Genomic DNA, 25106 nt, shown 5'->3' with positions numbered 1-25106 from the left:
CAAAGCGGAGTCGCTCGAGCCCCGGTCAGAAATCTGCCGCAACCAAATAGTGAGATAAGTCGCACAAATCTTTTATTGGCGCTGCAGATGCAAGTAACCTGCTTGCAGGTCAGGAAACGGCCTCTTCGTGCTACGTGGAGGACCCCTTTTCCTATGACCACCAAGCTGAACGTCACCGTCGCCGTCGACCTGGACGTCACCGCCGTGACCGTCCGCCCGGCAGGCAGGCTTACCACCGACAACGTCCGCGGCATACTCGCCGTGGTGCACCGGGCCGAACGAACCCTTCCGGGGTTCTCCATCCAGCTCGACCTGAACCACGCGCGCACGAATTCGTCCGACGCGCTGCGCGCATTGGGACAATCCGGCGCCACAATTGTCCGCGAACTTCCCGTCCGCGTCCCTCACGGCCCGGACCCGGCCGTGAGAGTCGCGGCATGAGCGGCCAGGAATTGCCCGAGAGCACCGGCCGGAAATTCCACCGATTCGCAAGATGGTCCCTCGTCCCGGACGCGGACCTGCTAGGGCTGCGCCAGGCCCTGCTACGCATTCAAGGATCCGGCGCGGAAGCCGCCCCCGGCGAGCTCCTCAAGCTCGTGGAGCAGGAAGTCCTGCGCCGCGGGCTGCCGCCGGATCAACTTCCGTGGCCCGTCGCGCTCACGTAGGAACTTGCGGATATGGCCCACACAGTATTGGGGGTGGGCCATATCCGCATCCCCCAGCGGGAGGCGGGCAGCGCCCCTGTCCGCCGGCTCGGCACCGCGCCGTAACTCAGTACCGTGCCGTAATCCAGCACCGCGCGTTAACTCAGCACCGTGCGTTAATCGATTGAGTCGACGAAATTATCCAATTAGCATCGGACCAACGCCCCGGTGCCTGCCCCCCAAGGGCACCGGGGCGTCCCATTTCCCCCGCGCGAAGTTGCCGGGGTTACGCCGTCGCGGCGCCCAGCTACGGCTTGAGGATGACCTTGATGCAGCCGTCTTCCTTTTTCTGGAAGATCTCGTAGGCGGCCGCGGCGCCGTCGAGGTCGACCTCGTGGGTCTTCAGGTCCATGACGCCGAGCGGATCGGCCGGATCTTCCACGATCGGAAGCAGCTCGTCCGTCCACCGGCGGACGTTGCACTGGCCCATCCGGAGTTGGATCTGCTTGTCGAACATGGTGAGCAGCGGCATGGGGCTCGCGGTGCCGCCGTAGACTCCGCTGAGCGAGATGGTGCCGCCGCGGCGCACGGCGTCGATCGCTGCGTGGAGGACGGTCATGCGGTCTACGCCGGCAGTCTCCATGGCCTTCTTCGCCAGGGCATCGGGCAAGAGCCCCACCGCGTTCTGTGCGAAAGCGCCGACAGGCGAATTGTGCGCTTCCATGCCGACTGCGTCAACGACCGCGTCAGGGCCCCTTCCGTCGGTCAGATCTCGAAGCTGGTCACCGATGTCCTTGGTGAAGTCGACCGTTTCCACTCCGTGCCGCTCCGCCATGCGGCGGCGTTCCGGAACCGGTTCGACGGCGATGACCCGCTGGCCAAGATGGCGGCCGACCCGGCTCGCGAACTGCCCCACCGGGCCGAGCCCGAAGACGGCCAGGGTGCCGCCGGCGGGGACGTCGGCGTATTTAACCCCCTGCCAGGCTGTGGGAAGAATATCGGAGAGGTAGAGGTACCGCTCATCGGGCAGTTCTTGGCCGACCTTGATCGGCCCGTAGTCGGCGTAGGGCACACGCAGGTATTCCGCCTGCCCGCCGGGGACCGAGCCGTAGAGCTCGGAGAACCCGAACAGGCTCGCCCCGCTATTGTGGGCGTGGACCTGGGTGGTTTCGCACTGGGACTGCAGACCTTGCTTGCACATCCAGCAATGGCCGCAGGAGATGTTGAAGGGGATGACCACCCTGTCGCCCGGCTTGAGGTTCTTGACTTCGGGGCCGACCTCCTCGACGACCCCCATGGGTTCGTGTCCCAGAATGTCACCGGCCTTCATGTACGGCCCGAGGACCTCGTACAGGTGGAGGTCCGAGCCGCAGATCGCCGATGACGTGATCCTGACAATAGCGTCCGTCCCATCCTGAATGACCGGATCCGGAACGATCTCCACGCTAACCGACCGCTTTCCCTGCCAGGTAAGTGCCCTCATGTTCGCTCCTTCAATCTCCGAAATTAGTAAGCATACTGAGTAACCGATTGTTCCCTTTTTTCTTCTGAATGGGAAGACGGCCTGGGTAGACGTCATGGAGCGACGGACGGGGGGCATCCTGGGACTGAAAAGGACTGTACTGCTGCACAACGAGAAGTGAGCGCATCATTCATCTGACCATTGAGCCATGGGGCCTTCCACGGTTAGCTGGATCACATCAAGTTGTCCCCGTGACCTCAGGAATCCTCATGACCTTGCAGAAGACCCGGCTCTCCAGCCGCCCCGCCCACTGGGACGAGGTCGAAATCGGCGACGCCGTCCACCTCCGCCGGGACGGACGCGTTGAGTATGAGGGCCGCGTGGATAACCGCACCGCCGACGGCGCCGTCGTATGGGTGGTGGCCGAGGGCGGGCGCCGGCAGCTTTTCCATGTGGCCGACGGCTTCGAACTGCGCGTCGCGGATCCCGAAGGAGCCCTCCATGCTGGCAACTGAACGCCGGGTAGCCACTGTGCGGCTGACGGACTCCCCCGCCGGCGCTGCCGCTGGGACGGACATCTGGGCCGTGGGCAACGGTTCCTGCCCCGATGACTGCCACTATTGCTCGGGTCCCGAGACCGACTAGCGGCAACGCCCGTCTGCCGGTGGGCCGTTAATCCCCGGCTCATGCCCGGCTCGTCCAGGGCGGCTTAAGCCCGCGGCGCCCGGTAAAATTTTGCGGAGACACTGCAAACAGCGATCTGCGCTCCGAGACCTGCCGGGAGGAATCCGTGCGACCACACCACGCCCGGGTTCCTTTCCATTCCCTCCGTGCGGCCATGTTCGCAACCGTCGCGGTAGCGCTGGCCGCCTGCGCCCATGTCCTGTCCGGCGGGCAGCTTCCCGGCTCCGGCATCCTCGTGGCGGTCCTGGCCCTGACCGGGCTGGCATGCACCGCCGCCACCCGGCTGCGCCTGCGGTTCCCGGCCGTTGCGGTCCTGCTCGGCGCCGGCCAACTGGCCCTGCACGAGGCCTTCACCGCATTCGGCGGAACCGCTTCCGGGGCGCCCGTCGCCGGCCCGCACCGGCACGGACTGGCCGCCTTCCCCCACGGACCGCTCACGCACCTGCAGCACCATGAGCCGGACTCCCCGCTTGCCGTGCTGATGCTGACCGGTCACGCGCTGGCCACGCTGGCCTGCGCGCTGCTCCTGGCCAAAGGTGAGGACGCCCTGTGGGCCCTCGCCGCCTGGCTCCGGCCGCTCATCCAGCTCCCCTCTCCGGCGACGCCCGCCGCCGTCGCCGCGCCGGCGGCGGCCGGCTGGCCGGCGGATCCCGCCCCGCGCCCATGGCGGAACCTTCGGCCCGATTCCCGCCGCGGCCCGCCTGCCGCCGTCGTACTTATCTGACATCCCACTCCGGACGCGGCCGCACCCTGTCCTGGTCTGATCTACGCCCGGCCGCCCGGGCCGACCGGCCCGCTTTCCGCTGTCTGGGCCTGCCCGGCAGAAGCCGCCGCGTCCACCCCACTTTCGCGCTGCACTGGGTGCTGCGCGTACGCCCTGCGGGACACCCTGGTGCTCTCGGTGAAGCTGCCCGATACCGCCGGGAAGACCCTCTACTTCCCCACCCTGCAGACGTGCCAGCAGGGCCAGACGGACTGGTCCCAGATCCCGAAGGAGGGACAAGATGAGGAGTCTCTGAAGAGCCCGGCGCCGTCGGTGACTGTCACCGAGGCTGAGGCGGGCGGGGACGGCCACACTGCCCATGCGGCCGGCACCGAGTCTTCCGCGACCGAGTCTTCCGCGGCCGGGGCGCAGGCGGCGTCCGGGGACGACGGCGGGGCGCAGGCCCGGAGCTGGGGTGCGCTGGCGGCCGGCCTCGGGGGGCTGGCCCTCGGCGGGGCCGCGTTCGTCCGAGGGCGCGCAAAGAACGGCAATGCGGCGGCCCGGGAGTAGCCCGCATCGCGGTTGACCTTGGTTGATGCCCGGAAATTACAATCCGGGCATCAATCGGGTTCCGCCGCCGTGGCGTCGTTGACTAAGCCAGCGGCGGGCATGATGGTTGAGCCATGAGGTCTCAGCGAATCAAGCACGCACTGGTTCTGACAACGGCTGCCGCGGCGGCCCTCCTGCTCAGCGGCTGCGGGGGCAGTACGACGCAGAGCAACGTGGCCGCGTCCCCGCCTTCCCCTTCCGCCAGCCCAGCCAGCTTGCCGGCAGCCTCCAGCTCGCCAGCAGCCTCCGCATCCGCGACCAAATCGACGGCCGCGGCGCATCCGGCCACATCCGGACCCGTGCCGTGCAAGGCAGCGGGCCTGACCGCAACCACGGACGCCACCGGCGGCGGCGCGGCGGGCAGCGTCTACATGAAGCTGATCCTGACCAACTCCGGCACCGAGCCGTGCCTGCTCAAGGGCTATGCGGGTGTCTCCCTCACAACCGGGCCCAACGGGGAGCCGATCGGCGCCGCCGCCACCCGTGACGACTCCACCCCGGCCGTCGATGTCCTGCTCGCCCCGGGCAAAGCCGGCGTCGCAACCCTGCGCTACACCCAGGCCGCGAACTACCCCGCCTGCACCCGGAAGCCTGCCGCCGGATTCCGGGTCTACCCGCCCAACGACACCGCTTCCTTGTTCCTCGCGCAGCAGCGGGATGCCTGCAGCAATACGGACATCAAGCTGCTGACCATCGGAACCTTCCAGCCTCAGTAGCGCCCGGCCCGGGGGTCCCGCTCCGCCCGCGCCCCTGTCTGCTGTGGCGCGCCGGGAACGCCGGGCCCGGACGGGTCTGCGGCGCTGCGCCCCTCATCCTGCCCGCGATCGTGGGCGTCTAAGAGTGTCCGTGGGGTAGGGCATGATGGAGGAATGAAGGGGCACGAGCTCGCTGCCGGCGCACAGCCGTCCGACGCCATGGGCCGGTTCAGCCGGCCGACCCGGGACTGGTTCCTGGGCGCTTTCTCCGCGCCCACCCCGGCCCAGAACGGCGCCTGGAATGCCATCTCCTCCGGCTCGCACGCTCTCGTCGTGGCCCCCACCGGCTCCGGCAAGACCCTCGCCGCGTTCCTCTGGGCGCTGGACCGGCTGCTCATCTCCGCCCCCGCCGAGCCCGAGCCCCTCCCCGGCGTGGACACCGCCGCCACGGGCGGGCGCCGGACAGCAGCGAAGGGTAAGGCGCCCCGGCGGAAGACCCGGGTGCTGTACATTTCCCCGCTCAAGGCCCTCGGCGTCGACGTCGAACGCAACCTCCGCGCGCCGCTGATCGGCATCACCCAGACCGCCAAGCGGCTGGACCTTCCCGCGCCGCTCATTACCGTCGGCGTCCGGTCCGGGGACACGACGGCGGCTGACCGCCGCTCGCTGCTTAGCCACCCGCCCGACATCCTCATCACCACCCCGGAATCCCTCTTCCTGATGCTGACATCCAAGGCGCGCGAAACCCTCAGCGAGGTGGACACGATCATTGTCGACGAGGTCCACGCCGTCGCCGGGACCAAACGCGGCGCGCATCTGGCGGTGTCGCTGGAGCGGCTGGACGCGCTGCTGCCCAAGCCCGCCCAGCGGATCGGGCTGTCCGCCACCGTGGAGCCCAAGGAGCTGGTGGCGCAGTTCCTCGCCGGTTCGGCACCGGTGGACATTGTGGCCCCTCCGTCGCGGAAGAACTGGGACCTGACCGTTTCTGTCCCCGTGGAGGACATGTCCGATCTTCAGGGCGCGGCGGGAGCCTTCGATTCCGGGCCGGCCTCAGGGCTGCAGCCGCACGCGTCCATCTGGCCCCATGTGGAGGAGAAGATCGTTGACCTGGTGCTGGCCAACCAGTCCACCATCGTCTTCGCGAACTCCCGCCGGCTCGCCGAACGGCTGACCGCCCGGCTCAACGAGATCTACGCCGAACGCCAGCTCATGGCTGCAGGGGGTGACTGGACCGAGTTTGGCGCCGGGGCCCCGGATTTCGACGCCGTGCCGGCTGCGGCACCGGCCGCAGCATCGGATGCAGTGCCGGATGCAGTGCCGAATCCGGCGCCATCCGGTGCCGCCCGTCCCGCCCGTGCCGCCGGGCAGCCGACGTCGACCGCGACTCCGGCGCACATGATGGCCCAGGCCGGCAGCACCGCCGGCGCCGATCCCGTGCTGGCCCGCGCCCACCACGGCTCCGTGTCCAAGGACCAGCGAGCCTTGATCGAGGACGACCTCAAATCCGGCCGGCTGCGCTGCGTGGTGGCCACGTCCTCCCTCGAGCTGGGCATCGACATGGGGGCCGTGGACCTCGTGGTCCAGGTCGAGTCGCCGCCCTCGGTGGCCAGCGGCCTGCAGCGGGTGGGCCGCGCCGGCCACCAGGTCGGGGAAATCTCCCAGGGTGTCCTGTTCCCGAAGCACCGGGCCGATCTGGTTCATACGGCCATCACGGTGGAACGGATGCTTGACGGCAAGATCGAGCGGCTCAGCGTGCCGGCCAACCCGCTGGACATCCTGGCCCAGCAGACTGTCGCCGCCACCGCCCTGGGGGCCATCGACGTGGAGGAATGGTTCACCACCGTCCGGCGGTCCGCGCCCTTCGCCTCGCTCCCCCGCTCAGCGTTCGAGGCCACCCTGGACCTGCTGGCCGGACGCTACCCCTCCGACGAATTCGCGGAACTGCGGCCCCGGGTGATCTGGGACCGCAACGCCGGCACCATCGAGGGCCGTCCCGGCGCCCAGCGGCTCGCCGTCACCTCGGGCGGCACCATCCCGGACCGCGGGATGTTCGGCGTGTACATCATCGGCAGCGAGGTAGAGGGCACCGGCGGGGGCGGCTCCTCCGGCGGGGCCGGCGCGGACGGCAGGGCGGCCAGCCCGGCCACCGCGGCCGCCAAGGGCGGGCGCCGGGTGGGCGAGCTCGACGAGGAAATGGTCTATGAATCCCGGGTCGGCGACATTTTCGCGCTCGGCGCCACCAGCTGGAAGATCGAGGACATCACGCACGACCGCGTCCTGGTCTCGCCCGCGTTCGGCCAGCCCGGCAAGCTCCCGTTCTGGAGAGGCGATTCACTCGGTCGGCCCGTGGATTTGGGCCGAGCCCTCGGCGCGTTCATGCGCGAACTGGCCGCGTCCGACGTCGGACCGGCCACCGAGCGCTGCAAGGCCAGCGGGCTGGACGATTACGCAGCCAACAACCTGATCCAGTACCTCGCCGAGCAGCGGCTCGCGACCGAGGTGGTCCCCAGCGACACCACCCTCGTGGTGGAACGCTTCCACGACGAGCTCGGCGACTGGCGCGTGGTGCTGCACAGCCCCTTCGGCATGCCGGTGCACGCGCCGTGGGCCCTGGCCGTGGGCCAGCGGCTGCAGCAGCGCTACGGGATGGACGGCTCGGCCATGGCCGCCGACGACGGCATCGTGCTGCGGGTCCCCATGATGGAAGACGAGCCGCCGGGCGCCGAATTGTTCCTGTTCGACCCGGAGGAATTGGAGCAGATCGTGACGGCGGAGGTCGGCGGCAGCGCCCTCTTCGCGTCCCGCTTCCGTGAATGCGCCGCGCGGGCCCTGCTGCTGCCGCGGCAGAACCCCGGCAAGCGCCAGCCCTTGTGGCAGCAGCGGCAGCGCTCGGCGCAGCTGCTCGATGTTGCCCGGAAGTACCCGACGTTCCCGATCGTCCTGGAGACGGTCCGCGAGTGCCTGCAGGATGTCTATGACCTCCCGGCGCTGAAGGACATTGCCGCCTCGGTGGAACGACGCGAGCTCAGGATCGTCCAGACCACCACCCAGCAGCCCTCACCGTTCGCGAAGTCATTGCTGTTTGGCTATGTGGCCCAGTTCCTCTACGAAGGCGACTCTCCGCTGGCGGAGCGCCGGGCCGCTGCCCTGGCCCTTGATTCCACCCTGCTCAATGAGCTCCTGGGCCGGGTGGAGCTGCGCGAACTGCTCGATGCGAAGGTCATCGACGCCACCGAGCGCGAACTGCAGCGCCTGGCACCGGACCGCAAGGTGCGCGGCATGGAGGGCGTCGCGGACCTCCTGCGGCTCCTGGGTCCGCTCACGCCGGAGGACGTCGCTGCCCGGCTGGAGCCGGTGGCGACCGCGGCGCAGCGTGAGTCCGCCGAAGCCGCCGCTGCTGAACCCGTCGAGGCCGTGGCCGCTGCCGTCGAAGCCCCGGCGGCGAACGCTGTCTCCCAGGCGACGGACGCCGACGCCGCCGCCCACCTCGCCGCCCTGCTGCGGGCCAACCGGGCCATCAAGGTCAACATCGGCGGTTCCGAGCGCTTTGCGGCGGTCGAGGACGCCGCCCGGCTCCGGGATGCCCTCGGCGTGCCGTTGCCTATGGGCGTGCCGCTGGCCTTTATCGAGCCGGTCGCGGATCCGCTCGGTGACCTCGTCTCGCGCTACGCCCGCACGCACGGTCCCTTCACCGCCGCGGAGGCCGCGGCGCGGCTGGGACTCGGCGTCGCCGTCGTCGGCACCGCGCTGAAGCGGCTGGCCGCGGACGGCCGCGTGGTGGAGGGCGAGTTCCGGCCGCACGCCTCGCCACCGGCAGCCACGACGGCCAGTACGGCGGCCGACGAAACTGCCGGCGAGACTGCCGGCGTCGAGGAATCCGGCGCCGCGGCCGCCCTGCCCGTAACTCCGCCTGCCGTTCTGCCGCCCCTTTTGCCTTCGGCCGCCGTGAGCGAATGGTGCGACGCCGAGGTGCTCCGCAAACTGCGCCGTCGTTCGCTCGCAGCGCTCCGCGCCGAAGTGGAACCCGTGGACGCTTCCGCCTACGGCCGGTTCCTGCCCGCCTGGCAGAACGTGCGAACGCCCGGCGGCCGCGGGCAGTCCGCGCTGCGCGGCCTGGACGGCATCGTCACGGCCATCGACCAGCTCTCCGGCGTGCCCATTCCGGCTTCCGCCTGGGAGCCGCTGGTCCTGGCCAGCCGGGTTTCCAATTACCAGCCGGCCATGCTGGACGAGCTCATGGCCGCCGGTGAAGTCCTCTGGTCCGGCGCCGGGTCGCTGCCCGGCAACGACGGCTGGGTCAGCCTCCATCTGGCCGATTCCGCCGAGCTGACCCTGAGCCCCGCCATCGACTTCGAGCCCGGCGACGCGCAGCGGCGGCTCCTTGAACACCTGCAGAACAACGGCGGCGGCTACTTCTTCCGGCAACTGACCGAGGTTGCCGGCGGGATGGACTCCGTGCTGAGCGACCAGGACGTGGTGGCCGCGCTGTGGGATCTCGCCTGGGCGGGCCGGATCACCGGTGACACCTTTGCCCCCGTCAGGGCCCTGATCGCCGGCGGCCACACCGCGCACCGGCAGGTAGGGCGCGCCCCGCGGGCCCGGGCGCCGCGGCTGAGCCGGCTCGGCCGCGCGCACGGCACGGGCCTGCTTGGCTCTCCCGGCCTCACCGGCGGCCGGTACGGCTCCGTGACCGGCACCGCGCCGGCGCCCCCGCTTGCCGCGGGCCGCTGGTCCGCGCTGCCGTCCCCGGAACTCGATGCCACCATCCATGCCCGGGCCACCGCGGAGCTCCTCCTGGACCGCTACGGCGTGGTCACCCGCGGCTCCGTCATGGCGGAGAACATCCTCGGCGGCTTCGGCCTCATGTACAAGGTGCTGGCACGGCTCGAGGAGGCCGGACGCTGCCGCCGCGGCTACTTCATTGAGCACCTCGGCGCGGCGCAGTTCGCCGTGCCGGCCACGGTGGACCGGCTGCGGTCCTACGTCGAGGACGCCCAGCTGAACAAGCCCGAGCCGGTTGCGCTGGCCCTCGCCGCGACCGACCCCGCCAACCCCTACGGCGCGGCGCTGCCCTGGCCGGCGCTGAACGTCGACGCCGGCACGGGCCACCGCCCGGGCCGGAAAGCCGGCGCCCTCGTGGTGCTGGTCGACGGCGCACTGGTGTTGTATGTGGAACGCGGCGGCAAGACCCTCCTGGCGTTTAGCGACGACACCGATGTCCTGGCCGCGGCCGGTGCGGCCCTGGTGGGCGTGGTGACCCGAGGCGCGGTGGACAAGCTGATCATGGAAAAGGTCAACGGCCACGGCATCCTGGACACCCCGGTGGCCGCCGCCCTCGCCCGGGCCGGGGCCTACTCCACTCCGAAGGGATTGAGGATCCGTGCCTGAGGGTGATTCCGTCTTCCGCGCCGCGGCGCAGCTGCATGCCGCACTGGCCGGGAAGGAGCTGGTCTCGTCCGATTTCCGGGTCCCTCGATTTGCCACGCTGAGGCTCGGCGGCTGGACCGTGGACGAGGTGGTGCCGCGCGGCAAGCACCTGTTGATGCGCGTGCATGGCCCGACGCCGAAGGACCGGCTGACCATCCACTCGCACCTGAAGATGGAGGGCAGCTGGCAGGTCTATCCGGCCGGCGGACGGTGGCGAAAGCCCGGTTTCACGGCCCGCTGCGTGCTGCGCACGGCCACGGCCGACGCCGTCGGATTCTCCCTCGGCATTCTTGAGGTGGTCCGCACCGATCAGGAAGACGCGATCGTGGGGCATCTGGGCCCGGATCTGCTGGGCCGGGACTGGGACCCGGCCGAGGCCGAGCGCCGCCTGCTCGCCGCCCCGGACGTTCCCATCGGCGTCGCCCTGCTGGACCAGAGCAAGCTCGCCGGGATCGGCAACATCTACCGGTGCGAGGCCTGCTTCCTCGCGGGCGTCCATCCCGCGTCGCCCGTTTCCGCCGTGCCCGATCTTGCCGCCCTGATCGCCGACGCCCAGGTCCTGCTCTCGGCCAACCTCGGGCCGGGCCGCCGGACCACCGTGCTGAACGCGCGCGGCGTCCCGGTCGGCCGCGCCGCCGGCCGCCCCGGGTACTGGGTCTACCGGCGCGAGCACCAGCCCTGCCTCAAGTGCGGCACCCCCATCCGGCACGGAGTCCTGGGCAAGGACACCGGCGCCGGCACCTTCACCGAGGAACGGGACATCTACTTTTGCCCGAAATGCCAGCCAGCCCTCTAGGGTGCCGCGACGGCCGGATCGTCCGCGGCCACCGGGAGTTCGGCCCGCTTCACTTCAGGAACGGTGAACCGCGGCAGGAGCAACTGCACCAGCGGGCCGATCGCAAGGGCGTACAGCACGGTGCCGACGCCCACCGATCCGCCCAGCAGCCAGCCGGCACCGAGAACCGCCACTTCGATGCCGGTCCGGGACGCCCGCACGGACCAGCCCGTGCGCCGGGCCAGGCCCGTCATGAGGCCGTCCCTGGGGCCGGGGCCCAGGCGGGCGCCGATGTAACAGGCCGAGGCGATGCCGTTAAGCAGGACGGCTCCGATGAGCATGCCGATCTGACCGCCCAGGTTTGAGAACTGAGGGATCAGGGCCAGACCGACGTCGGCGAAGACGCCCACCAGCACAGCGTTGGCCAGCGTGCCGACGCCGGGCCACTGGCGCAGCGGAATCCAGAGGAGCAGCACCAGGAAGCTGACAATCACCACGACCGTGCCGATGCTCAGACCGGTCTTGGTGGCGAGCCCCTGGTGGAAAACGTCCCAGGGGTCCAGCCCGAGCCCCGCCCGGATGAACATGGCGAGGGAAACGCCGTACATGGCGAGGCCGATCAGGAGCTGAAGGAGTCTACGGGTCAACATGGTCTCCATCCTCCACGAAAACTGGCCTTGTAATCCATAGCCAGTTTGAAATACTGGCTACATGCCGATTTCTCTCACTCCCGGGTCTCTGGCCCGCCTGCTGGGCCAGTGGAACGTTGGCGCCGCTCCGGCCTACCGCGAACTGGCCGACGTCGTCCGCCTGCTCATCCTCGACGGCCGCATCGCCCTGGACGTCGCCCTGCCGAGCGAGCGTTCGCTGGCCGCAACCCTTGGCATCAGCCGCACGACGGTGACCGCGGCCTACGCCCTACTGCGAGAGCAGGGCTTCCTCAGCAGCGGCCAGGGCAGCCGGAGCCGCAGCTGCATCCCGAGCCAGGGGCCGGCGCACGCCGCGAACGGCGATGGCACCCTGACGTTGAGCGGCGCTCCCGGGCTGGCCGTGCCCGACGGGATCCTGGACCTGGCCTACGCTTCCCTGCCCGCCAGCGGCGAAGTGGTGCACCGGGCGTTTGCCGCGGCACTGACGGAGCTGCCCGCGCTGCTGCCCGGCTTTGGCTACGACGCCCTGGGCGTCGGCCCGCTCCGCGAAGCCATCGCCGCACGGTACACCGCGGACGGGGTGCCCACGACGGCGGCCCAGATCCTGGTCACCTCGGGCGCACAGCATGCCCTGAACATTGTGCTCCGCACCCTGGCCGGCCGGTCGGGCACCAAGGTGCTCGTCGAACACCCCAGCTACCCCAATGCCCTCGACGCGATCCGGGCAGCGGGCTGCCGGCCGGTCCCGGTGGCCATGCCCGCCGCGGGCCGCCACGGCACTGGCCTCCACCGCGCTGGCGGCTGGGACTTCGAGGCCATGGAGGCGGCACTCCTGCAGCAGCGGCCCGCGATGGCCTACGTAGTGCCGGACTTCCACAACCCCACCGGGCGGCTGATGCCCGATGCGCAGCGGCGCCGCCTCGTGAAGGCTGCCGCGGCCTCGGGCACCGTGCTGGTGGTGGACGAGACATTGCGGGAGCTGAACCTCGACGGCGCCGGCTCGACGCCCGTGGCCGCGTTCAGCCCGGCGGTGGTCTCCCTCGGCTCGCTCAGCAAGTCGCACTGGGCCGGCCTGCGCACCGGCTGGATCCGCGCCAGCGAACCCCTCATCCAGCGGTTCGCCGCAGCCCGCACCACCCTGGACCTCGGCGGCCCCGTGGTGGAACAGCTCGCGGCGGCGCACCTGGTCGCGGCCATGACGGAACCGCTCCCGGCCCGGCTGGCCGCACTGCGCGAGAACCGGAGTGCCCTGCTCGAACTGCTGCGCGAGCACCTGCCGGGCTGGGAGCCGGAATACCCCGACGGCGGCCTGTCCGTCTGGTGCCGCCTGCCGGCGCCGATCAGTACGGCACTCGCGGTGGTGGCTCCCGACGTCGGGATCCGGCTTGCCGCCGGACCGCGGTTCGGCGTCGGCGGCGCGTTCGAGCAGTTCCTGCGGCTGCCGTTCACCCTGCCCCCGGATCAGCTGGAGACAGCCGTGCTGGCGCTGCGGGCAGCGCAGGATCGGCTGGAGCGGTCACCCCAGCTGCGGCGCACGCTCCCGGCTCCGCCCGTCACCGCCATCGCCTAGTTCCCGGGTCGCCCCCAGGCCCGGCCCGCGACGCCTTTTCTTTCCTGCGCTGCGGATATGCCCTGCCGGCCCCCCTTCTTGCTGTGCCGCGTATATGCCCTGCCGACACTCTTACTATCCTGCGCTGCGGCTACGCCCTGTCGACACCTGAATCCGGGTGGCGGCAGGGCATATGCGCGTCGCCAGGCAAGAAGCGCGTCGCGGTCCTACGCGTAGACCTTCGCCAAGAAGCCGGCCCAGGCCTCCGCCGTCGCCCCGGTGTCCCCGCTGCCGCTGAAGTCGTGCACGGTCATGCCCACCGGCGCGCCGAACGCGTTGCGGCCGAAGAAGCGGTACATCGTGTCTGCGGTCCGCAGCCCCAGGAAGAATTCGTTCGAGAAGTCCACTTCGCCGCTGAGCTGCCCGACGCCGTCGAGCTCCAGTTCCACCGCGTCCCCCTGCTCCGCGGCGTCGACGCCCAGGGCCTTCTTGAGCCGGTGGAACCCGTCCGGGGTCTGCGAGGCGGGAGGTGCCTGGATGTCGGTGAAGACCACGTTCTTGCCGTCGAAGAACCTCAGGTACTGGCCCAGGGTGTGCAGATAGAACGCAGTGTGCTTGCTGGCGCCGTCGTACTGTTCGTCCCAGTTGTCCGCAAAGATGCCGCTGTGCACGTAATGCAGCCGGGCGCGGCCGCCGTCGAGCGGTTCCAGGACGTGCTCGAGCTGGTTGAACCAGCCGTCCGGGCCGTCCATCCGGGACACCAGGTGGGAGGGGTACTCGTCCACGGTCCGGACCGCCGGCCATTGGTCCGTGGGGAACATCCAGGCCGCGGTGTCTTTGGTGACGGCCTCCCACACCCGCTCGGGGGTGCCGGGCAGATCGGTGTCGTAGACGATCTCGAATTTCCGCTTGTCAGTCATTGTCCTGCTCCTTGGCTCGTGGGTCTTGAGGGTTTGCTGTTTGTGGGGTTTGCGCCCGCGGGCCCGAATGCGCCGCCTTGGGTTGCGGCACCTTCAGCGACGGGTGGAGCGCGACGACCAGCCGGTGCTTGCGTCCCGCCGGAGGGGGCCCGGCCGGGGAACCGGCGGTATGGTCGCGTCCGCCGTCGTGGTATTTGTCCACCAGCCTGGTCACGGCGACGCCGAGCTCCTCGGCGAAGGCCGCCCGGTCCGCCGCCGAGCGGAAGGTGATCTCGCCGTCGATGGCAAAGGTGGCAAGTTTCTGCTTAGCCGCAGCCGCCCCGGCGATCAGCTGGCCCAGCTCCTGGACCATGCGGGCAGCCAGGGCCAGCAGCCAAAAGGCCGAGAAACGGTCCGAGAACCGGTGCGGGTCCGGCGCCACGGAGGCCAGAGCCGACGGCGAAATCAGGTACGACGCCGCCGTCGCCCGGAGGATGCGTTCGGTGACGTTGCCGCGCCGCCGCTCCTCGACGAGCTCAACGAGCCCATGCCGTTCGAGGGCTTTAAGGTGGTAATTCACCTTCTGCCGCGTCAGGCCAACCTTCACGGCGAGCTGCGTCGCGGATCCGGGCTCAGCCAGCTCACGCAGGATCCGCGTCCGGATCGGGTCCAGGGAAGCCTCCGCCGCGGCCGGATCTTCGATCACTTCAATGTCCAACATGCGTCAAGCCTGCCGCCGACAATTTTATTTGTCAAGAATTTTTTTCCCGTCGGTTGGGGGACGGAAGGCGACAGAGTGCCGGCGGGAGCCCGGCACGTAGAATGGTCCGGTGATGCAATCCCCCCTCCCCGTGCGCGACGGCGTCAATGCAACGCGCCTGCGCCTGCCGGATGCGGGGCCTTGGGAGACCGCCCTGGACTACATGATGCACCGCTGGGGGCACATCGATCCGCAGGGCATCGAGGACCGGTTCGACGCCGGTGAGATCGTCGGCGAGGCCGGGGTGGTCCTCGACCGGACCACGCCGCTGCAGAACCACACCTTCATCTGGTACTACCGCACCCTGCCGACAGAGACCCGGATCCCGGTGGAGCTGAACATCCTGCACCAGGACGACCATCTGCTGGTCGTGGACAAGCCGCACTTCCTGCCCACCACGCCGGGCGGGACATACATCCAGGAATCCGCGCTGGTCCGGCTCCGGAATCAGCTCGGGCTGCCGGAGCTGATTCCCATGCATCGGCTGGACCGCATGACCGCCGGCATCCTGCTGCTCTCCACCAATCCCGAGACCCGGGGCAAGTACCAGGTGCTCTTCGAAAAGCGCCAGGTGCAGAAGGAATACGAGTGTGTGTCGGCCGCCGAGCCGGCCCCGGGCCACCCCGCGGTGGACTTCCCCGTGGTGGTGCGGAACCGGATGACCAAGTCCCGCAGCTACCTGCTCGCCGAGGTCATTGATGGCGAACCCAATGCGGAAACCCGGATCGAGCGGCTGCGGACGTTTGACGCGGCGGGCACGGATGCCGGCCGAGACGTCTCAGCCACGTCCGGCAGCGGCCCCGACGGCGGATCCCGGCACCGCGCGCTGTACCGGCTGGAGCCGCATTCGGGCAAAACGCACCAGCTCCGCGTGCACATGGCCTCGCTGGGACTGGGGATCGTCAATGACGCGTTCTACCCGGAGCTGCTGGACAAGGCCCCGGACGATTACACCAAGCCGCTGCAGCTCCTGGCCCGCGGGATCCGCTTCGTCGACCCCATCTCAGGGCTCCCGGTGGAATACCGCAGCGGCCTGAACCTGAGCGAAGCCCGATAGCCGGCTGGAAGTACGGTACCTTGTGCCCATGTACTTCGGAAATGCGGACAGCTGGGGCGCCGCGATCTATTTCTGGATCTTCCCCTTCGTGATCGGCGATGCCATCTTTCCGCCCATCCCCTCCGAAATGCTCGTCATTGCGGGCGGAGTGCTCTCCGCGGAGGGCCGCGTCAACGGCCTGCTCGTGGTGCTCCTGGCCGCAGTGGCGTCATGGCTCGGCGACCTCCTGGTGTTCCAGCTGTTCAAGCGGCGGCTGAGCCACGTGCTTGACCGCTGGAAATGGGGCCTGCAATTCCACGCGGCTGTGCACTCGGCGATTGCGAAGGCAGGCCGGTCCTCCACTTATGGCGCGATCATCGGCCTCCGCTTTATCCCGGGAGGGCGGCTGGCGACGACGGCGGCGGCCGGCATTGCGAACGTCTCAACGCGCGGGTTCAGCCTCTGCGCGGCGCTCGGCGGACTGCTCTGGGCCAGCTGGTCCGTGGCGCTGGGGTACTTCACGGGCTCCGCCACCCGGCTCCCGTTCTGGGCGAGCTCCCTGATCGGCGTCGGCGTCGGGCTGCTGATCGGCGCGATCGTTGGCGTGATCGTGACCCGGCGGCGGGGCAGCCGCTCCCCCGTGGACCCCACCGCGGTCAACCCGGACGAGGAACTGGACTTCTAGACGCCCGACCTTTCTAAACGCCCAAACTTTCTAAACAGGGGCCCAGCGGCCGCGGCTGCGGCGCAGCACCGTCAGTGAGCCGGTAAGCGCAACGCGTTCGACGGCGTCGCGCATCATGGCTGCCGATTCGAGCGCCTGGCTGTTTTCGGCCGGGTAGGCGGTAGCCTCAACCAGGAAACGCAGGTTCAGCTGCGGGACTCCGCCGGCCAGCTCAAGCTGGTGTGATTCGACGTGGTGCCGTGTCCCGAGCGCCTCGACGGCCGCGGCCATGACCGCTTCCGGCGGGGTGCCCGGCTTGAGCCCGGTGATCTTCAGTCTGGTCTGGAACGACGGCATGGAACAACCCTAGCCGCCCCCGACCCTCCCGCAGATCATGCCCGTTTCAAACGGACCCTCCCGCAGATCCTGCCCGAATCGCGCAGACGCTCCCGCAGATCCTGCCCGTTTCACACGGCCCCTCCCGCAGATCCTGCCCGTTTCGCGGGGACGCTCTCGAGTCCTGAGGGAGCGTCCGGGGAAAGACCGCCACGCCTGAGGGAGCGCCCGGGGGAAAGACCGCCACACCTGAGGGAGCGTCCGGAAACACCCCGCCACACCTGAGGGAACGTCCGGAAACACCCCGCCACACCTGAGGGAGCGTCGGGGAGGGGGTTAGCCCGTATTGCGCAGGCCGGCGGCCACGCCGTTGACCGTGATCAGCATGGCGCGCTGGAGGCGCTCGTCGATCTCGGCGCCGGAGATGCTCGCCCCGGCTTCGGCCCGGACGCGGCGCAGCAGTTCCACCTGCAGGTAGCTGATCGGGTCCAGGTACTGGTCCCGGATCTCCAGGGAGCGCTTCAGCGTGGGCTGGGCATCGAGGATCACGTGCTCGCCGGTGAGGTTCTGGATTTCCGTCACGGTGAGCTCGTACTCGGCCCTAATGGCACGGAACAGGTGGTGCAGTTCCTCCGGCACCAGGGTGGAGACGTAGTAGCCGGCGATGTCCATGTCCGTCTTCGCCAGCGTCATCTCCACGTTGGAGAGCACCGAACGGAAGAAGTGCCAGCCTTCGATCATCTCCTTGAGCTGGGCCGAGTTCCCGGCCTCGCGCGCGGCCTTGAGGCCGGAGCCCACGCCGAACCACCCCGGGACGATCTGCCGCGACTGCGTCCAGCCGAACACCCACGGGATGGCCCGCAGGCCCTCAAGTCCGGCGCCGGAATCGGGGCGCTTGGACGGACGCGACCCAATGTTCAGGGACCCCAGCTGCTCCACCGGGGTGGAGGCCATGAAGTAGGCCGGCAGGTCGGGGTCCTCAATCAGCGCGCGGTAGCGGGCGAAGGCGGCGTCGGAGACGGTTTCCATGACGTGGCCGTAGCGCACGCGCTGGTCCTCCGAGGTGCGCGGCGTGCGGTGCAACGCCGAGCCCTGGAGCACCGCGGCGAGGGAGAGCTCAAGGTTTTCGCGGGCCAGCTCCGGCAGGGAGTACTTGTCCGAGATGACCTCGCCCTGTTCGGTGAACTTGATCTCGCCTTCGAGCACGCCGTTGGGCTGGGCCATGATGGCGTCGTAGGTCGGACCGCCGCCGCGGCCCACCGAACCGCCGCGGCCGTGAAAGAGGCGCACCCGGACCCCGTGCTTCGCGGCCACGTCCCGGAGCTTGCGCTGGGTCTTGTAGATTTCCCACTGGCTGGTCATGACGCCGGATTCCTTGTTGGAGTCCGAGTACCCGAGCATGATTTCCTGCACATCACCGCGCAGCCGGACCAGTTCGCGGTAGGACGCGTCTGAGAGCAGCCGGTCCACGATCTCGGCCGAGGCGCGGAGCTCGTCCACGGTCTCCAGCAGGGGGGCGAACCCGATTTTCGCGCAGGGCGCTTCGCCGAAGAGGTTGACCAGGCCGGCCTCACGGGCCAGCACGGCCGCGGCCAGGACGTCGTCCGCGCCGCGCGTCATGGAGATGATGTAGGTCTCGATCACGTCCGGGCCGTAGGTGCGCAAGGCGCGCCGGATCTCCCGGAAGACGTCGTAGGTGCCGTCGGCGACGCCGTCGAGCTTGATCGGGTGGCCCGAGAGCGGACGGCGGGAGGCGAGCTCGGAGCCGAGCACCTCGAGCCGCTCGACGCGGCTGAGTTCGGCGTACCGGAGGCCGGGACCGCCGAGCCGGTCCATGAGCTGCCCGACGGCGTCATGGTGGTGGTCTGCGTGTTCCCGGATGTCGAGGGTGGCCAGGTGCAGGCCGAACGAGGCGATGGCGCGGCGGACCCGGGACAGGGCGCCGTCGGCGGCGAGGGCGGCGTGGTGGTTCCGCAGCGACCGTTCCAGCAGGCCGAGCTCGGCCACGAGGTCCGCGGTGGCCGTGTAGTCGCGGCCGGGCTCGTGCGCGGACCCGGCAGCGACGCGCCGGCCGGTGTTGATCAGCTTGGCCTTGATGCAGGTGAGTTTGAGCCGGTACGGCTCCTGCGCGTTCAGTTCGAGGACGCGGCGGTCCAGGCCCGGCAGGTTCCCCAAGTCGACGTCGATCGAGTCCAGGAGGTCCTGGTCGGCCCCGGCCAGCGCGGTGGAGTTGGACAGGATGGAGATGAGTCCGTCGATCAGGCCGATGCTGATCCGCACGGCGTGCTGGTTCTGGATCTGGAGGATCTCGCGGGTGACGGCGGCGGTGACATTGGGGTTGCCGTCCCGGTCGCCGCCGATCCAGGAGCCGAAGCGGATCGGGGCCTTCTCCGACGGCAGGGTGGCGCCATGCTCGGCGAGGAGCTCGGAGAAGTCCGAGAGCATCTCCGGCATGGCGTCGCTGAGGATGCCGGTGAGGTAGTAGATGGCGTTCCGGGCCTCGTCCACGGGGGTGGGGCGGACCTGGCGGAGCTCATCGGTCTGCCACATCTGGTCAATCACTTCGGACAGATGGCGGTCCTGGCGCCGGCGCGCGGAGGTGCCCTCCACCGTGGACTCGGAAAGGATGTCCGAGAGCCGGCGGATCTTGTCCAGCACGGAACGGCGGGACGCCTCGGTAGGGTGGGCGGTGAAGATGGGACGGACATCGAGTTCGTTGACGACTTCCTGCAGCACGGAGTTGCCGGCCTGGTCCGCGATCTCCTCCACGGCCTTGGCGAGCCAGCCGTCTTTCTCCTGCCGGGTGCGCAGCCCGCGGACCCGGTGGACCTGTTCGGCGGCGTTCGCCAGGTGGAAGTAGAACGCGAAGGCGCGGACCAGGTCGGTGGCCTGCTCAAGGGGCAGGGAGCCGAGCAGTTCGCGGACCTGGGCGACGACGTCGTACGAGCTCCACGGCCCGGTGGCGTCGGCCCCGCCCCGGGCGGCCTCCTTGGATTCCTTGGTCAGCAGGCGCACCTGCTCGACGAGGTCCAGGAGCTCCGGGCCGTGCTGGCGGACCAGGGATTCACCGAGGAGCGTGGAGACGCGGCGGACGTCAGCCCGGAGTTCGGCGGCAAGATCGGTGTCGGAATGCATTGCAGTGTCAGCCATGGAAACTATCTTTCGAGGGTTCGACGTAGCTCGTACACTGCGCTGGATACTGTGAGCCTGATTACTTCTTCCCATGGGATGTTACCCGCAGGCTCTGCCCGCCGGAATTCCGTCTCAGATAGTGTCAGGCGCTCCCGCACGGACACCCTCACCGCCCCCGGTTCCCGACCAACCCGCAGTTAAGGCCGTTCTGTGTGCTCAAAACGGCCTTAACTGCGGGTTCGTTGGGCTGAGGAACTACCGCGCGATCTTGAAGTTGAAATCGCCGGTGCCCAGCGCGCCCCAGAGCCGCAGCCAGATCGGCAGGAGCATTTCCGCGCCGCGGGCACTGGTGATGTCGCCGAGGTCGATCACGTCGCGGTGGCCGAAGCCCTTGAGGATGTCGGTCACGGCCGCCTTGGCGTCGGCGTCGTTCCCGGAGACAAACACCGAGTGGTCGCCGCCGGCCACGCGCGCCGGATCCACCATCACGCTGGCGTTCATCGTGTTCAGCGTCTTGACCACCTTGGCCTCCGGGAAGGACCGCTGGATCTGCTCGCCCAGGCTGTCCGTGTTCACAGGGTTCAGCGACGGCGGCATGCCCTGCGAGAAGTCCAGCGGGTTGGAGATGTCCATGATGATCTTGCCGGCAAGGTTTTCGGTGCCGGCGGCGGACAGCGCAGCCAGAGAGCCGCCGCCGTTGGTGGCGTTGACGATCAGCTCGGCGCCGCTCACAGCATCGGCAAAGGCCTCGACGCCGACTCCGGTGTTCCCGGCGTGCCACTGGGCGAACGGCGGGGTCCCCATCACGTCCGGTTCGGTCCGGGCCAGCGTGGCCTGCGGGTCGCGGGTGCCGATCACGACGTCGTGACCCAGGCCCGCAAATGCGCCGGCGATCGTGCGCCCCACCATGCCGGTTCCAAGTACTGCAATTTTCATGGTGTCCTCGTTCCAAATCAGTGGAGTAGACAGGTTCGTCTACTTGTGGGCCCGACGCTATCAGACAGATCTGTCTACGGCAAGAGAAGCGGCACCCGCCGGGGCTCCGGGCGGCTTCTACGGCATGAGCCACAACGAAATGCTGCTGCGCGACGCGATCCGCGGCCGCCCGCGGGAGAACGCGCAGATCAGCGTGAAATTCGGCGCCCTGCGGGACGCCCGCGGCGGCTGCGGGAGGTCTGGCGGCTGCTCGTGCAGGGCCTGGCCGCACGTCCGTAGCCCCGCATTGCGCACGGGCCGGCGCCGACCCCCACGGCGCCCGCCCCCACGGGGCCGGCCGGGGGCCGGCGGCAGCCGGAAGGCGCGAAACCCGGCATAGACAGACTTGTCTGTGTACGATGGTGTCATGACTTTGCCAGCAGCCACCGCACCGCCGGCTGTCCGCACCCCCGCCGGGCATGCCAGGGAGAAGATTCTGGCCACGGCCTTCCGGCTCTTTTACGCGCACGGCTTTCGCGGCGCCGGAATCGATACGATCATTGCCGAGTCCGGCGTCGCGAAGGCCACCTTCTACAAATACTTCCCGGCCAAGGACGACCTCGTCCTGGCGTATCTGGAAAAGGTCGACGGCGTCTGGTCCGGGCAGCTCCATGCCGCCGCCGAGGCCGCCGGCCAGGACCCCGCGGCGCAGCTCGTCGGTCTGTTCGATGCCCTGACAACGGCCTGCCGGCGCGATGGCTACCGCGGCTGCGCCTTCATCAACGCCGCGGCCGAGTCGGCCGCCGGCACCCCGGTCCATGCCCGGACCGTGGCCCACAAACAGCAGATCCGCGCCTGGATCCGGGATTTGGCCGCCCGCGCCGGCGCGCCGGACCCGGACAAGCTGGCCCGCAGCCTGACCCTGCTGCTCGACGGCGGCCTGGCCAGCGGGGTGCTCGACGGCGACCCGGACACGGCCGCCACGGCCGGGGCCACGGCAGCCCAGCTGGTGAACCTCAGCCTCAAAACCCCGCCCGCCCCAACTGACTCGCAGCAGGGGCCGTTTTGAGGCCCCAAAACGGCCCCTGCTGCGAGCTAGTTGGGCGGATGCCACCTGGAGGTGCCGCGTGAATGCTCCTGACCCCGGAACTGGTTCGAGGCCCACGTCTAGTTCCGTGCCCACACCCGGTTCAGCGACGGACCCGCAGCTTGCCCGCTGGCAGCGTTTCCGGAACAGCCGGAACGCGGCCCTGGCAAGTGACCACGGCTGGCTGACCCTGACGTCCTTCCAGTGGCTCGAGGACCGGCCTGCCGGCGTCGAACTCGCCCCGGGGCTGTGGTCCACGGACGGCACGACAGCGTTCCTCGCCGCTGCGGCGTCGGACGGACTGACCCTCGTGGACGGCGGCGGGCCCGTGGACGGGACCGTCAGCGCCGTGCTCGCCGATGAGGAGTCCCTGATGTGGGTGCAGTACGGCGGCGGCGACGGCCGCCAGGTGGTGGTGGAGCTCGCCATGCGGGCGGACAGGTACGCCATCCGCACGCGGGACTCGCAGTCACCGGCTTTCACTGAGTTCGACGGCGTGCCGACGTTCGATTTCCGCCCCGACCTGGTGGTCGAGGCCCGGTTCGTGCCCTATCCCGAGCCCGTGGACGTGCCGATCGGCACCGCGAACCCGCTGGTGGACGGGATCCACCGCTCGGTCGGCGAACTCGTCTTCCGTCTGCCGGGCTCGGAGCACGAGTTCCGCCTGCAGGCCGAGGAAGAAAAGCTCGGCGCCCTGACCGTGACGTTCCACGACGAAACCAACGGGGAATCAACGGACGAGTGGCGCAAGGTCTCCACGGCGAAGCCCAGGCCGGACGGAACGGTGATCCTGGATTTCAACCGGGCCATCAACTACCCCAGCGCATTCACCCCGTACGGCACCTGCCCCATGCCGGTGAAGAACAACAGCCTCGACTACCGGATCGAGGCCGGCGAGAAGGAACCCGGCCTCTTCTAACCGGTCTCTAGACGATCGCGGACACCCCGGTGACGGCCCGCCCCGCGATCAGGGTGTTGATCTCGAACGAGCCCTCGTAGGTGTAGATCGCCTCGGCGTCGGAGAAGATCTTGGCCATCCGGTAGTCGGTGACGATCCCGTTGCCGCCCAGCAGGGACCGGCCCATCGCCACGGTCTCGCGCATCCGGGCGCTGACATAGGACTTTGCGAGCGCCACCTGCGGCATGTCCGCGGCGCCCTGCTCCTGCAGCTGGGCGATCCGGACCATCATGCCCATGCTCGCCACGGCGTTGCCGAGCATGGTCACCAGCTGCTGCTGAACCAGCTGGAACTTCGCGAGCGGACGGCCGAACTGCTGGCGTTCGACGGCGTATTGCCGGGCAACGTCGAACGCCGCGAGCTGCTGCCCCACGCCCTGCCAGGCCACCATGATCCGGGAGCCGCGCAGGAGTTCGTTGGTGTCCTCGAAGCTGCTGATCCCGGCGAAGCGGTCCGTCTCGGCCACGCGGACGTCGGTGAAGACGATGTCCGCGTTCTGTACCGTGCGCAGCGCAATCTTGTTCTCGATCCGGCTCCGGTGCACGCCCGGCAAGGTGGCGTCGACGATGAAGCCGCGGATGCCGCCGTCGGCCTCGTCCCTGGCCCAGACCAGGAGGTAGTCGCAAAACGTCCCGTTGCCGATCCAGCGTTTGGCGCCGTTGAGCATCCAGGCATCGCCGCCGTCGGCGGCACCGCCTGGCACCCGCCGGGCCCGGGTTTCCATGCCGCCGGCGACGTCCGAGCCGTGCTCCGGCTCCGTGAGGGCAAAGGCGCCGGTGGTGCGCAGGTTCGCCGCGTCCTCGAGCAGGCGCGCCTTCTGGTCATCGGAGCCGAAGCCGTAGAGCGACTCCACGAACAGGTCGTGGTGGACCAGGAAGAAGGTCGCGAGCGAGGTGTCCACCCGGGTCATCTCCGCGATGACGATGCCGGCGAAGAGGTGGCTGTAGCCGCGCTGGGCCGGCGCGCTGAGCTCCAGGGCGGCCAGCTTGGGCAGGATGTGGGCGGGGAACTCGGCCTTGTTCCACCAGTCGGTGGCGAACGGGGCGACCTCGGCCGCCAGGAATTCCCGCAGCTGCGCCAGCTTGGCCTGCTCCGTGGCGCTGAGCAGGGCTTCGAAGTCGAAGAAGTCCGCCGTGGGCAGCCCCGCCACCGGCGGTGAGATCACCGCCGGGGCGACCCCCGTCGGCGCCGCCGTGGCGGCCAGACCCGTCCCGGTCATGTCGGAACTGGTCATTTCGGAACTGGTCATTTCGGGCCCATGCGGATGGCACCGTCGAGACGGATGGTCTCGCCGTTGAGCATGGCGTTCTCCACAATGTGCGCCGCGAGGTTGGCGTATTCGGCCGGGCGGCCCAGGCGCGAGGGATGCGGCACCTGACGGCCCAGGGAGTCCTGCGCCTCCTGCGGCAGCCCGGCCATCATGGGGGTCTCGAAAATCCCCGGGGCGATGGTGACCACCCGGATCAGCGAGCGCGCGAGTTCGCGGGCGATCGGCAGCGTCATGGCTGCCACCGCGCCTTTGGAGGCGGCATAGGCGGGCTGGCCGATCTGGCCGTCGAACGCGGCGACGGAGGCGGTGTTGATGATGACGCCCCGCTCGGGACCGCCGAGCTCGGTGCTGGCGGGCTCGGTGGCTGCCATCGCGGCGGCGGCGAGGCGGATCACGTTGAAGGTGCCCACGAGGTTGACCTGGATGACGCGGCTGAAGGCCTCGAGGGGCAGCACGCCGTCGCGGCCCAGGACCTTGCCTGGGGTGGCGATTCCCGCGCAGTTCACCGCGATCCGCAGCGGGCCCAGGGCGGAGGCGGCGTCGACGGCGGCTTGCACCTGCGCTTCGTTGGTGACGTCCGCGGGGACAAAGACGGCCGTGCGGCTGTCACCGGAAGCGTTCAGTTCGGCGGCGAGGGCGTCTCCGGCGGACCCCGGCAGGTCCACGAGCACCACCGACGCGCCGGCGTCGAACAGCCGCCTGGCCGTGGCAGCTCCGAGACCCGAGGCCCCGCCCGTAATCAGTGCGACAGTACCCAAGACGTCCATACATCCTCCTTGATGTGGAACCGAACCCCGGCAGTAAAGCCTCGACGCGGGCGGCACTGCAGCAGCGGCCCGCGGGGAACGTTA

23 protein-coding genes are annotated in these 25106 nt (G+C 69.5%); 14 read left to right on the top strand and 9 right to left on the bottom strand.

Translation table 11 applies throughout. The features are described from left to right. Nucleotides 1-153 precede the first annotated feature (153 nt). Nucleotides 154-441 (top strand): hypothetical protein, encoded by a 288-nt coding sequence (locus tag AB4Y72_RS09415; RefSeq protein ID WP_441425897.1) that lies wholly within the window; start codon nucleotides 154-156, stop codon nucleotides 439-441. After that, nucleotides 438-665 (top strand): hypothetical protein, encoded by a 228-nt coding sequence (locus AB4Y72_RS09410; RefSeq protein WP_441425896.1) that lies wholly within the window; start codon nucleotides 438-440, stop codon nucleotides 663-665. Before AB4Y72_RS09415 ends, AB4Y72_RS09410 begins: the two co-directional genes overlap by 4 nt. A gap of 286 nt (nucleotides 666-951) precedes the next feature. Here AB4Y72_RS09410 and AB4Y72_RS09405 read toward each other — a convergent pair whose 3' ends face one another. Further along, nucleotides 952-2127 (bottom strand): zinc-dependent alcohol dehydrogenase, encoded by a 1176-nt coding sequence (locus AB4Y72_RS09405; protein WP_441425895.1) that lies wholly within the window; start codon nucleotides 2125-2127, stop codon nucleotides 952-954. A gap of 230 nt (nucleotides 2128-2357) precedes the next feature. Here AB4Y72_RS09405 and AB4Y72_RS09400 point away from each other — a divergent pair, with 230 nt between their 5' ends. From AB4Y72_RS09400 to AB4Y72_RS09370, 7 genes are all read left to right on the top strand, one after another. After that, entirely contained in the window at nucleotides 2358-2621 is a 264-nt protein-coding gene (locus AB4Y72_RS09400) for a hypothetical protein (RefSeq protein ID WP_441425894.1), read from the top strand. Beyond that, complete coding sequence (locus tag AB4Y72_RS09395; RefSeq protein ID WP_441425893.1) at nucleotides 2608-2751, top strand: hypothetical protein; 144 nt, start codon at nucleotides 2608-2610, stop codon at nucleotides 2749-2751. The genes AB4Y72_RS09400 and AB4Y72_RS09395 overlap by 14 nt, the downstream gene beginning before the upstream one ends. A gap of 193 nt (nucleotides 2752-2944) precedes the next feature. Beyond that, nucleotides 2945-3514, top strand: coding sequence for a hypothetical protein (locus tag AB4Y72_RS09390; protein WP_441425892.1), 570 nt, complete (start codon nucleotides 2945-2947; stop codon nucleotides 3512-3514). A 168-nt stretch (nucleotides 3515-3682) separates the two neighbouring features. After that, on the top strand, nucleotides 3683-4063 hold the full coding sequence (locus AB4Y72_RS09385; RefSeq protein WP_441425891.1) for a DUF1775 domain-containing protein: 381 nt from the start codon (nucleotides 3683-3685) through the stop codon (nucleotides 4061-4063). Nucleotides 4064-4176: 113 nt separating this feature from the next. Then, on the top strand, nucleotides 4177-4818 hold the full coding sequence (locus tag AB4Y72_RS09380) for a DUF4232 domain-containing protein (RefSeq protein ID WP_441425890.1): 642 nt from the start codon (nucleotides 4177-4179) through the stop codon (nucleotides 4816-4818). Nucleotides 4819-4971: 153 nt separating this feature from the next. After that, nucleotides 4972-10185 (top strand): Lhr family ATP-dependent helicase, encoded by a 5214-nt coding sequence (locus tag AB4Y72_RS09375; protein ID WP_441425889.1) that lies wholly within the window; start codon nucleotides 4972-4974, stop codon nucleotides 10183-10185. Beyond that, nucleotides 10178-11020, top strand: coding sequence for a DNA-formamidopyrimidine glycosylase family protein (locus AB4Y72_RS09370; protein WP_441425888.1), 843 nt, complete (start codon nucleotides 10178-10180; stop codon nucleotides 11018-11020). Before AB4Y72_RS09375 ends, AB4Y72_RS09370 begins: the two co-directional genes overlap by 8 nt. Here AB4Y72_RS09370 and yczE read toward each other — a convergent pair. Further along, nucleotides 11017-11649: a membrane protein YczE gene (gene yczE, locus AB4Y72_RS09365; protein ID WP_441425887.1), complete on the bottom strand. Its 633-nt coding sequence runs from the start codon at nucleotides 11647-11649 to the stop codon at nucleotides 11017-11019. The genes AB4Y72_RS09370 and yczE overlap by 4 nt on opposite strands. Before the next feature lie 61 nt (nucleotides 11650-11710). Here yczE and yczR point away from each other — a divergent pair, with 61 nt between their 5' ends. Beyond that, nucleotides 11711-13219 carry a MocR-like transcription factor YczR gene (gene yczR, locus AB4Y72_RS09360; RefSeq protein WP_441425886.1) on the top strand — a complete coding sequence of 503 codons (1509 nt, stop codon included), beginning with the start codon at nucleotides 11711-11713 and terminating at the stop codon, nucleotides 13217-13219. A 206-nt stretch (nucleotides 13220-13425) separates the two neighbouring features. Here the strand turns inward: yczR and AB4Y72_RS09355 are convergent, their stop codons facing one another. Beyond that, nucleotides 13426-14118, bottom strand: a complete 693-nt coding sequence (locus AB4Y72_RS09355) for an SRPBCC family protein (RefSeq protein WP_441425885.1) — start codon at nucleotides 14116-14118, stop codon at nucleotides 13426-13428. After that, nucleotides 14111-14818: a helix-turn-helix domain-containing protein gene (locus AB4Y72_RS09350; protein ID WP_441425884.1), complete on the bottom strand. Its 708-nt coding sequence runs from the start codon at nucleotides 14816-14818 to the stop codon at nucleotides 14111-14113. The genes AB4Y72_RS09355 and AB4Y72_RS09350 overlap by 8 nt, the downstream gene beginning before the upstream one ends. Before the next feature lie 112 nt (nucleotides 14819-14930). Between AB4Y72_RS09350 and AB4Y72_RS09345 the strand changes: the two genes are divergently transcribed. Then, nucleotides 14931-15914, top strand: coding sequence for an RluA family pseudouridine synthase (locus AB4Y72_RS09345; protein ID WP_441426004.1), 984 nt, complete (start codon nucleotides 14931-14933; stop codon nucleotides 15912-15914). Between the two features lie 28 nt (nucleotides 15915-15942). Beyond that, nucleotides 15943-16578 carry a DedA family protein gene (locus AB4Y72_RS09340; RefSeq protein ID WP_441425883.1) on the top strand — a complete coding sequence of 212 codons (636 nt, stop codon included), beginning with the start codon at nucleotides 15943-15945 and terminating at the stop codon, nucleotides 16576-16578. A 30-nt stretch (nucleotides 16579-16608) separates the two neighbouring features. On the opposite strand, the gene AB4Y72_RS09335 is transcribed toward AB4Y72_RS09340, so the two are convergent. The 3 genes from AB4Y72_RS09335 to AB4Y72_RS09325 form a co-directional block, all read right to left on the bottom strand. After that, a complete protein-coding gene (locus AB4Y72_RS09335) occupies nucleotides 16609-16914 on the bottom strand; it encodes a hypothetical protein (protein WP_441425882.1) in 306 nt (101 codons plus the stop codon). A gap of 315 nt (nucleotides 16915-17229) precedes the next feature. Then, on the bottom strand, nucleotides 17230-20043 hold the full coding sequence (gene ppc / locus AB4Y72_RS09330) for a phosphoenolpyruvate carboxylase (protein WP_441425881.1): 2814 nt from the start codon (nucleotides 20041-20043) through the stop codon (nucleotides 17230-17232). Between the two features lie 237 nt (nucleotides 20044-20280). Beyond that, nucleotides 20281-20961 carry an NADPH-dependent F420 reductase gene (locus tag AB4Y72_RS09325; protein ID WP_441425880.1) on the bottom strand — a complete coding sequence of 227 codons (681 nt, stop codon included), beginning with the start codon at nucleotides 20959-20961 and terminating at the stop codon, nucleotides 20281-20283. A 406-nt stretch (nucleotides 20962-21367) separates the two neighbouring features. Here AB4Y72_RS09325 and AB4Y72_RS09320 point away from each other — a divergent pair, with 406 nt between their 5' ends. Together AB4Y72_RS09320 and AB4Y72_RS09315 are read left to right on the top strand one after the other, a co-directional pair. Continuing rightward, nucleotides 21368-22009: a TetR/AcrR family transcriptional regulator gene (locus tag AB4Y72_RS09320; protein WP_441425879.1), complete on the top strand. Its 642-nt coding sequence runs from the start codon at nucleotides 21368-21370 to the stop codon at nucleotides 22007-22009. A 106-nt stretch (nucleotides 22010-22115) separates the two neighbouring features. Beyond that, the gene (locus tag AB4Y72_RS09315; protein ID WP_441425878.1) at nucleotides 22116-22946 is read left to right on the top strand and encodes a DUF1684 domain-containing protein; all 831 of its coding nucleotides are present in this window, start codon (nucleotides 22116-22118) and stop codon (nucleotides 22944-22946) included. A 7-nt stretch (nucleotides 22947-22953) separates the two neighbouring features. Here AB4Y72_RS09315 and AB4Y72_RS09310 read toward each other — a convergent pair whose 3' ends face one another. Together AB4Y72_RS09310 and AB4Y72_RS09305 are read right to left on the bottom strand one after the other, a co-directional pair. Further along, a complete protein-coding gene (locus tag AB4Y72_RS09310; RefSeq protein ID WP_441425877.1) occupies nucleotides 22954-24234 on the bottom strand; it encodes an acyl-CoA dehydrogenase family protein in 1281 nt (426 codons plus the stop codon). Next, on the bottom strand, nucleotides 24231-25022 hold the full coding sequence (locus AB4Y72_RS09305; RefSeq protein ID WP_441425876.1) for an SDR family NAD(P)-dependent oxidoreductase: 792 nt from the start codon (nucleotides 25020-25022) through the stop codon (nucleotides 24231-24233). Before AB4Y72_RS09305 ends, AB4Y72_RS09310 begins: the two co-directional genes overlap by 4 nt. Between the last annotated feature and the right edge of the window lie 84 nt (nucleotides 25023-25106).

The organism is Arthrobacter sp. YAF34, assembly GCF_052113245.1.
GTDB lineage: Bacteria > Actinomycetota > Actinomycetes > Actinomycetales > Micrococcaceae > Arthrobacter.
This window is presented reverse-complemented; position numbering and strand designations above follow the sequence as displayed.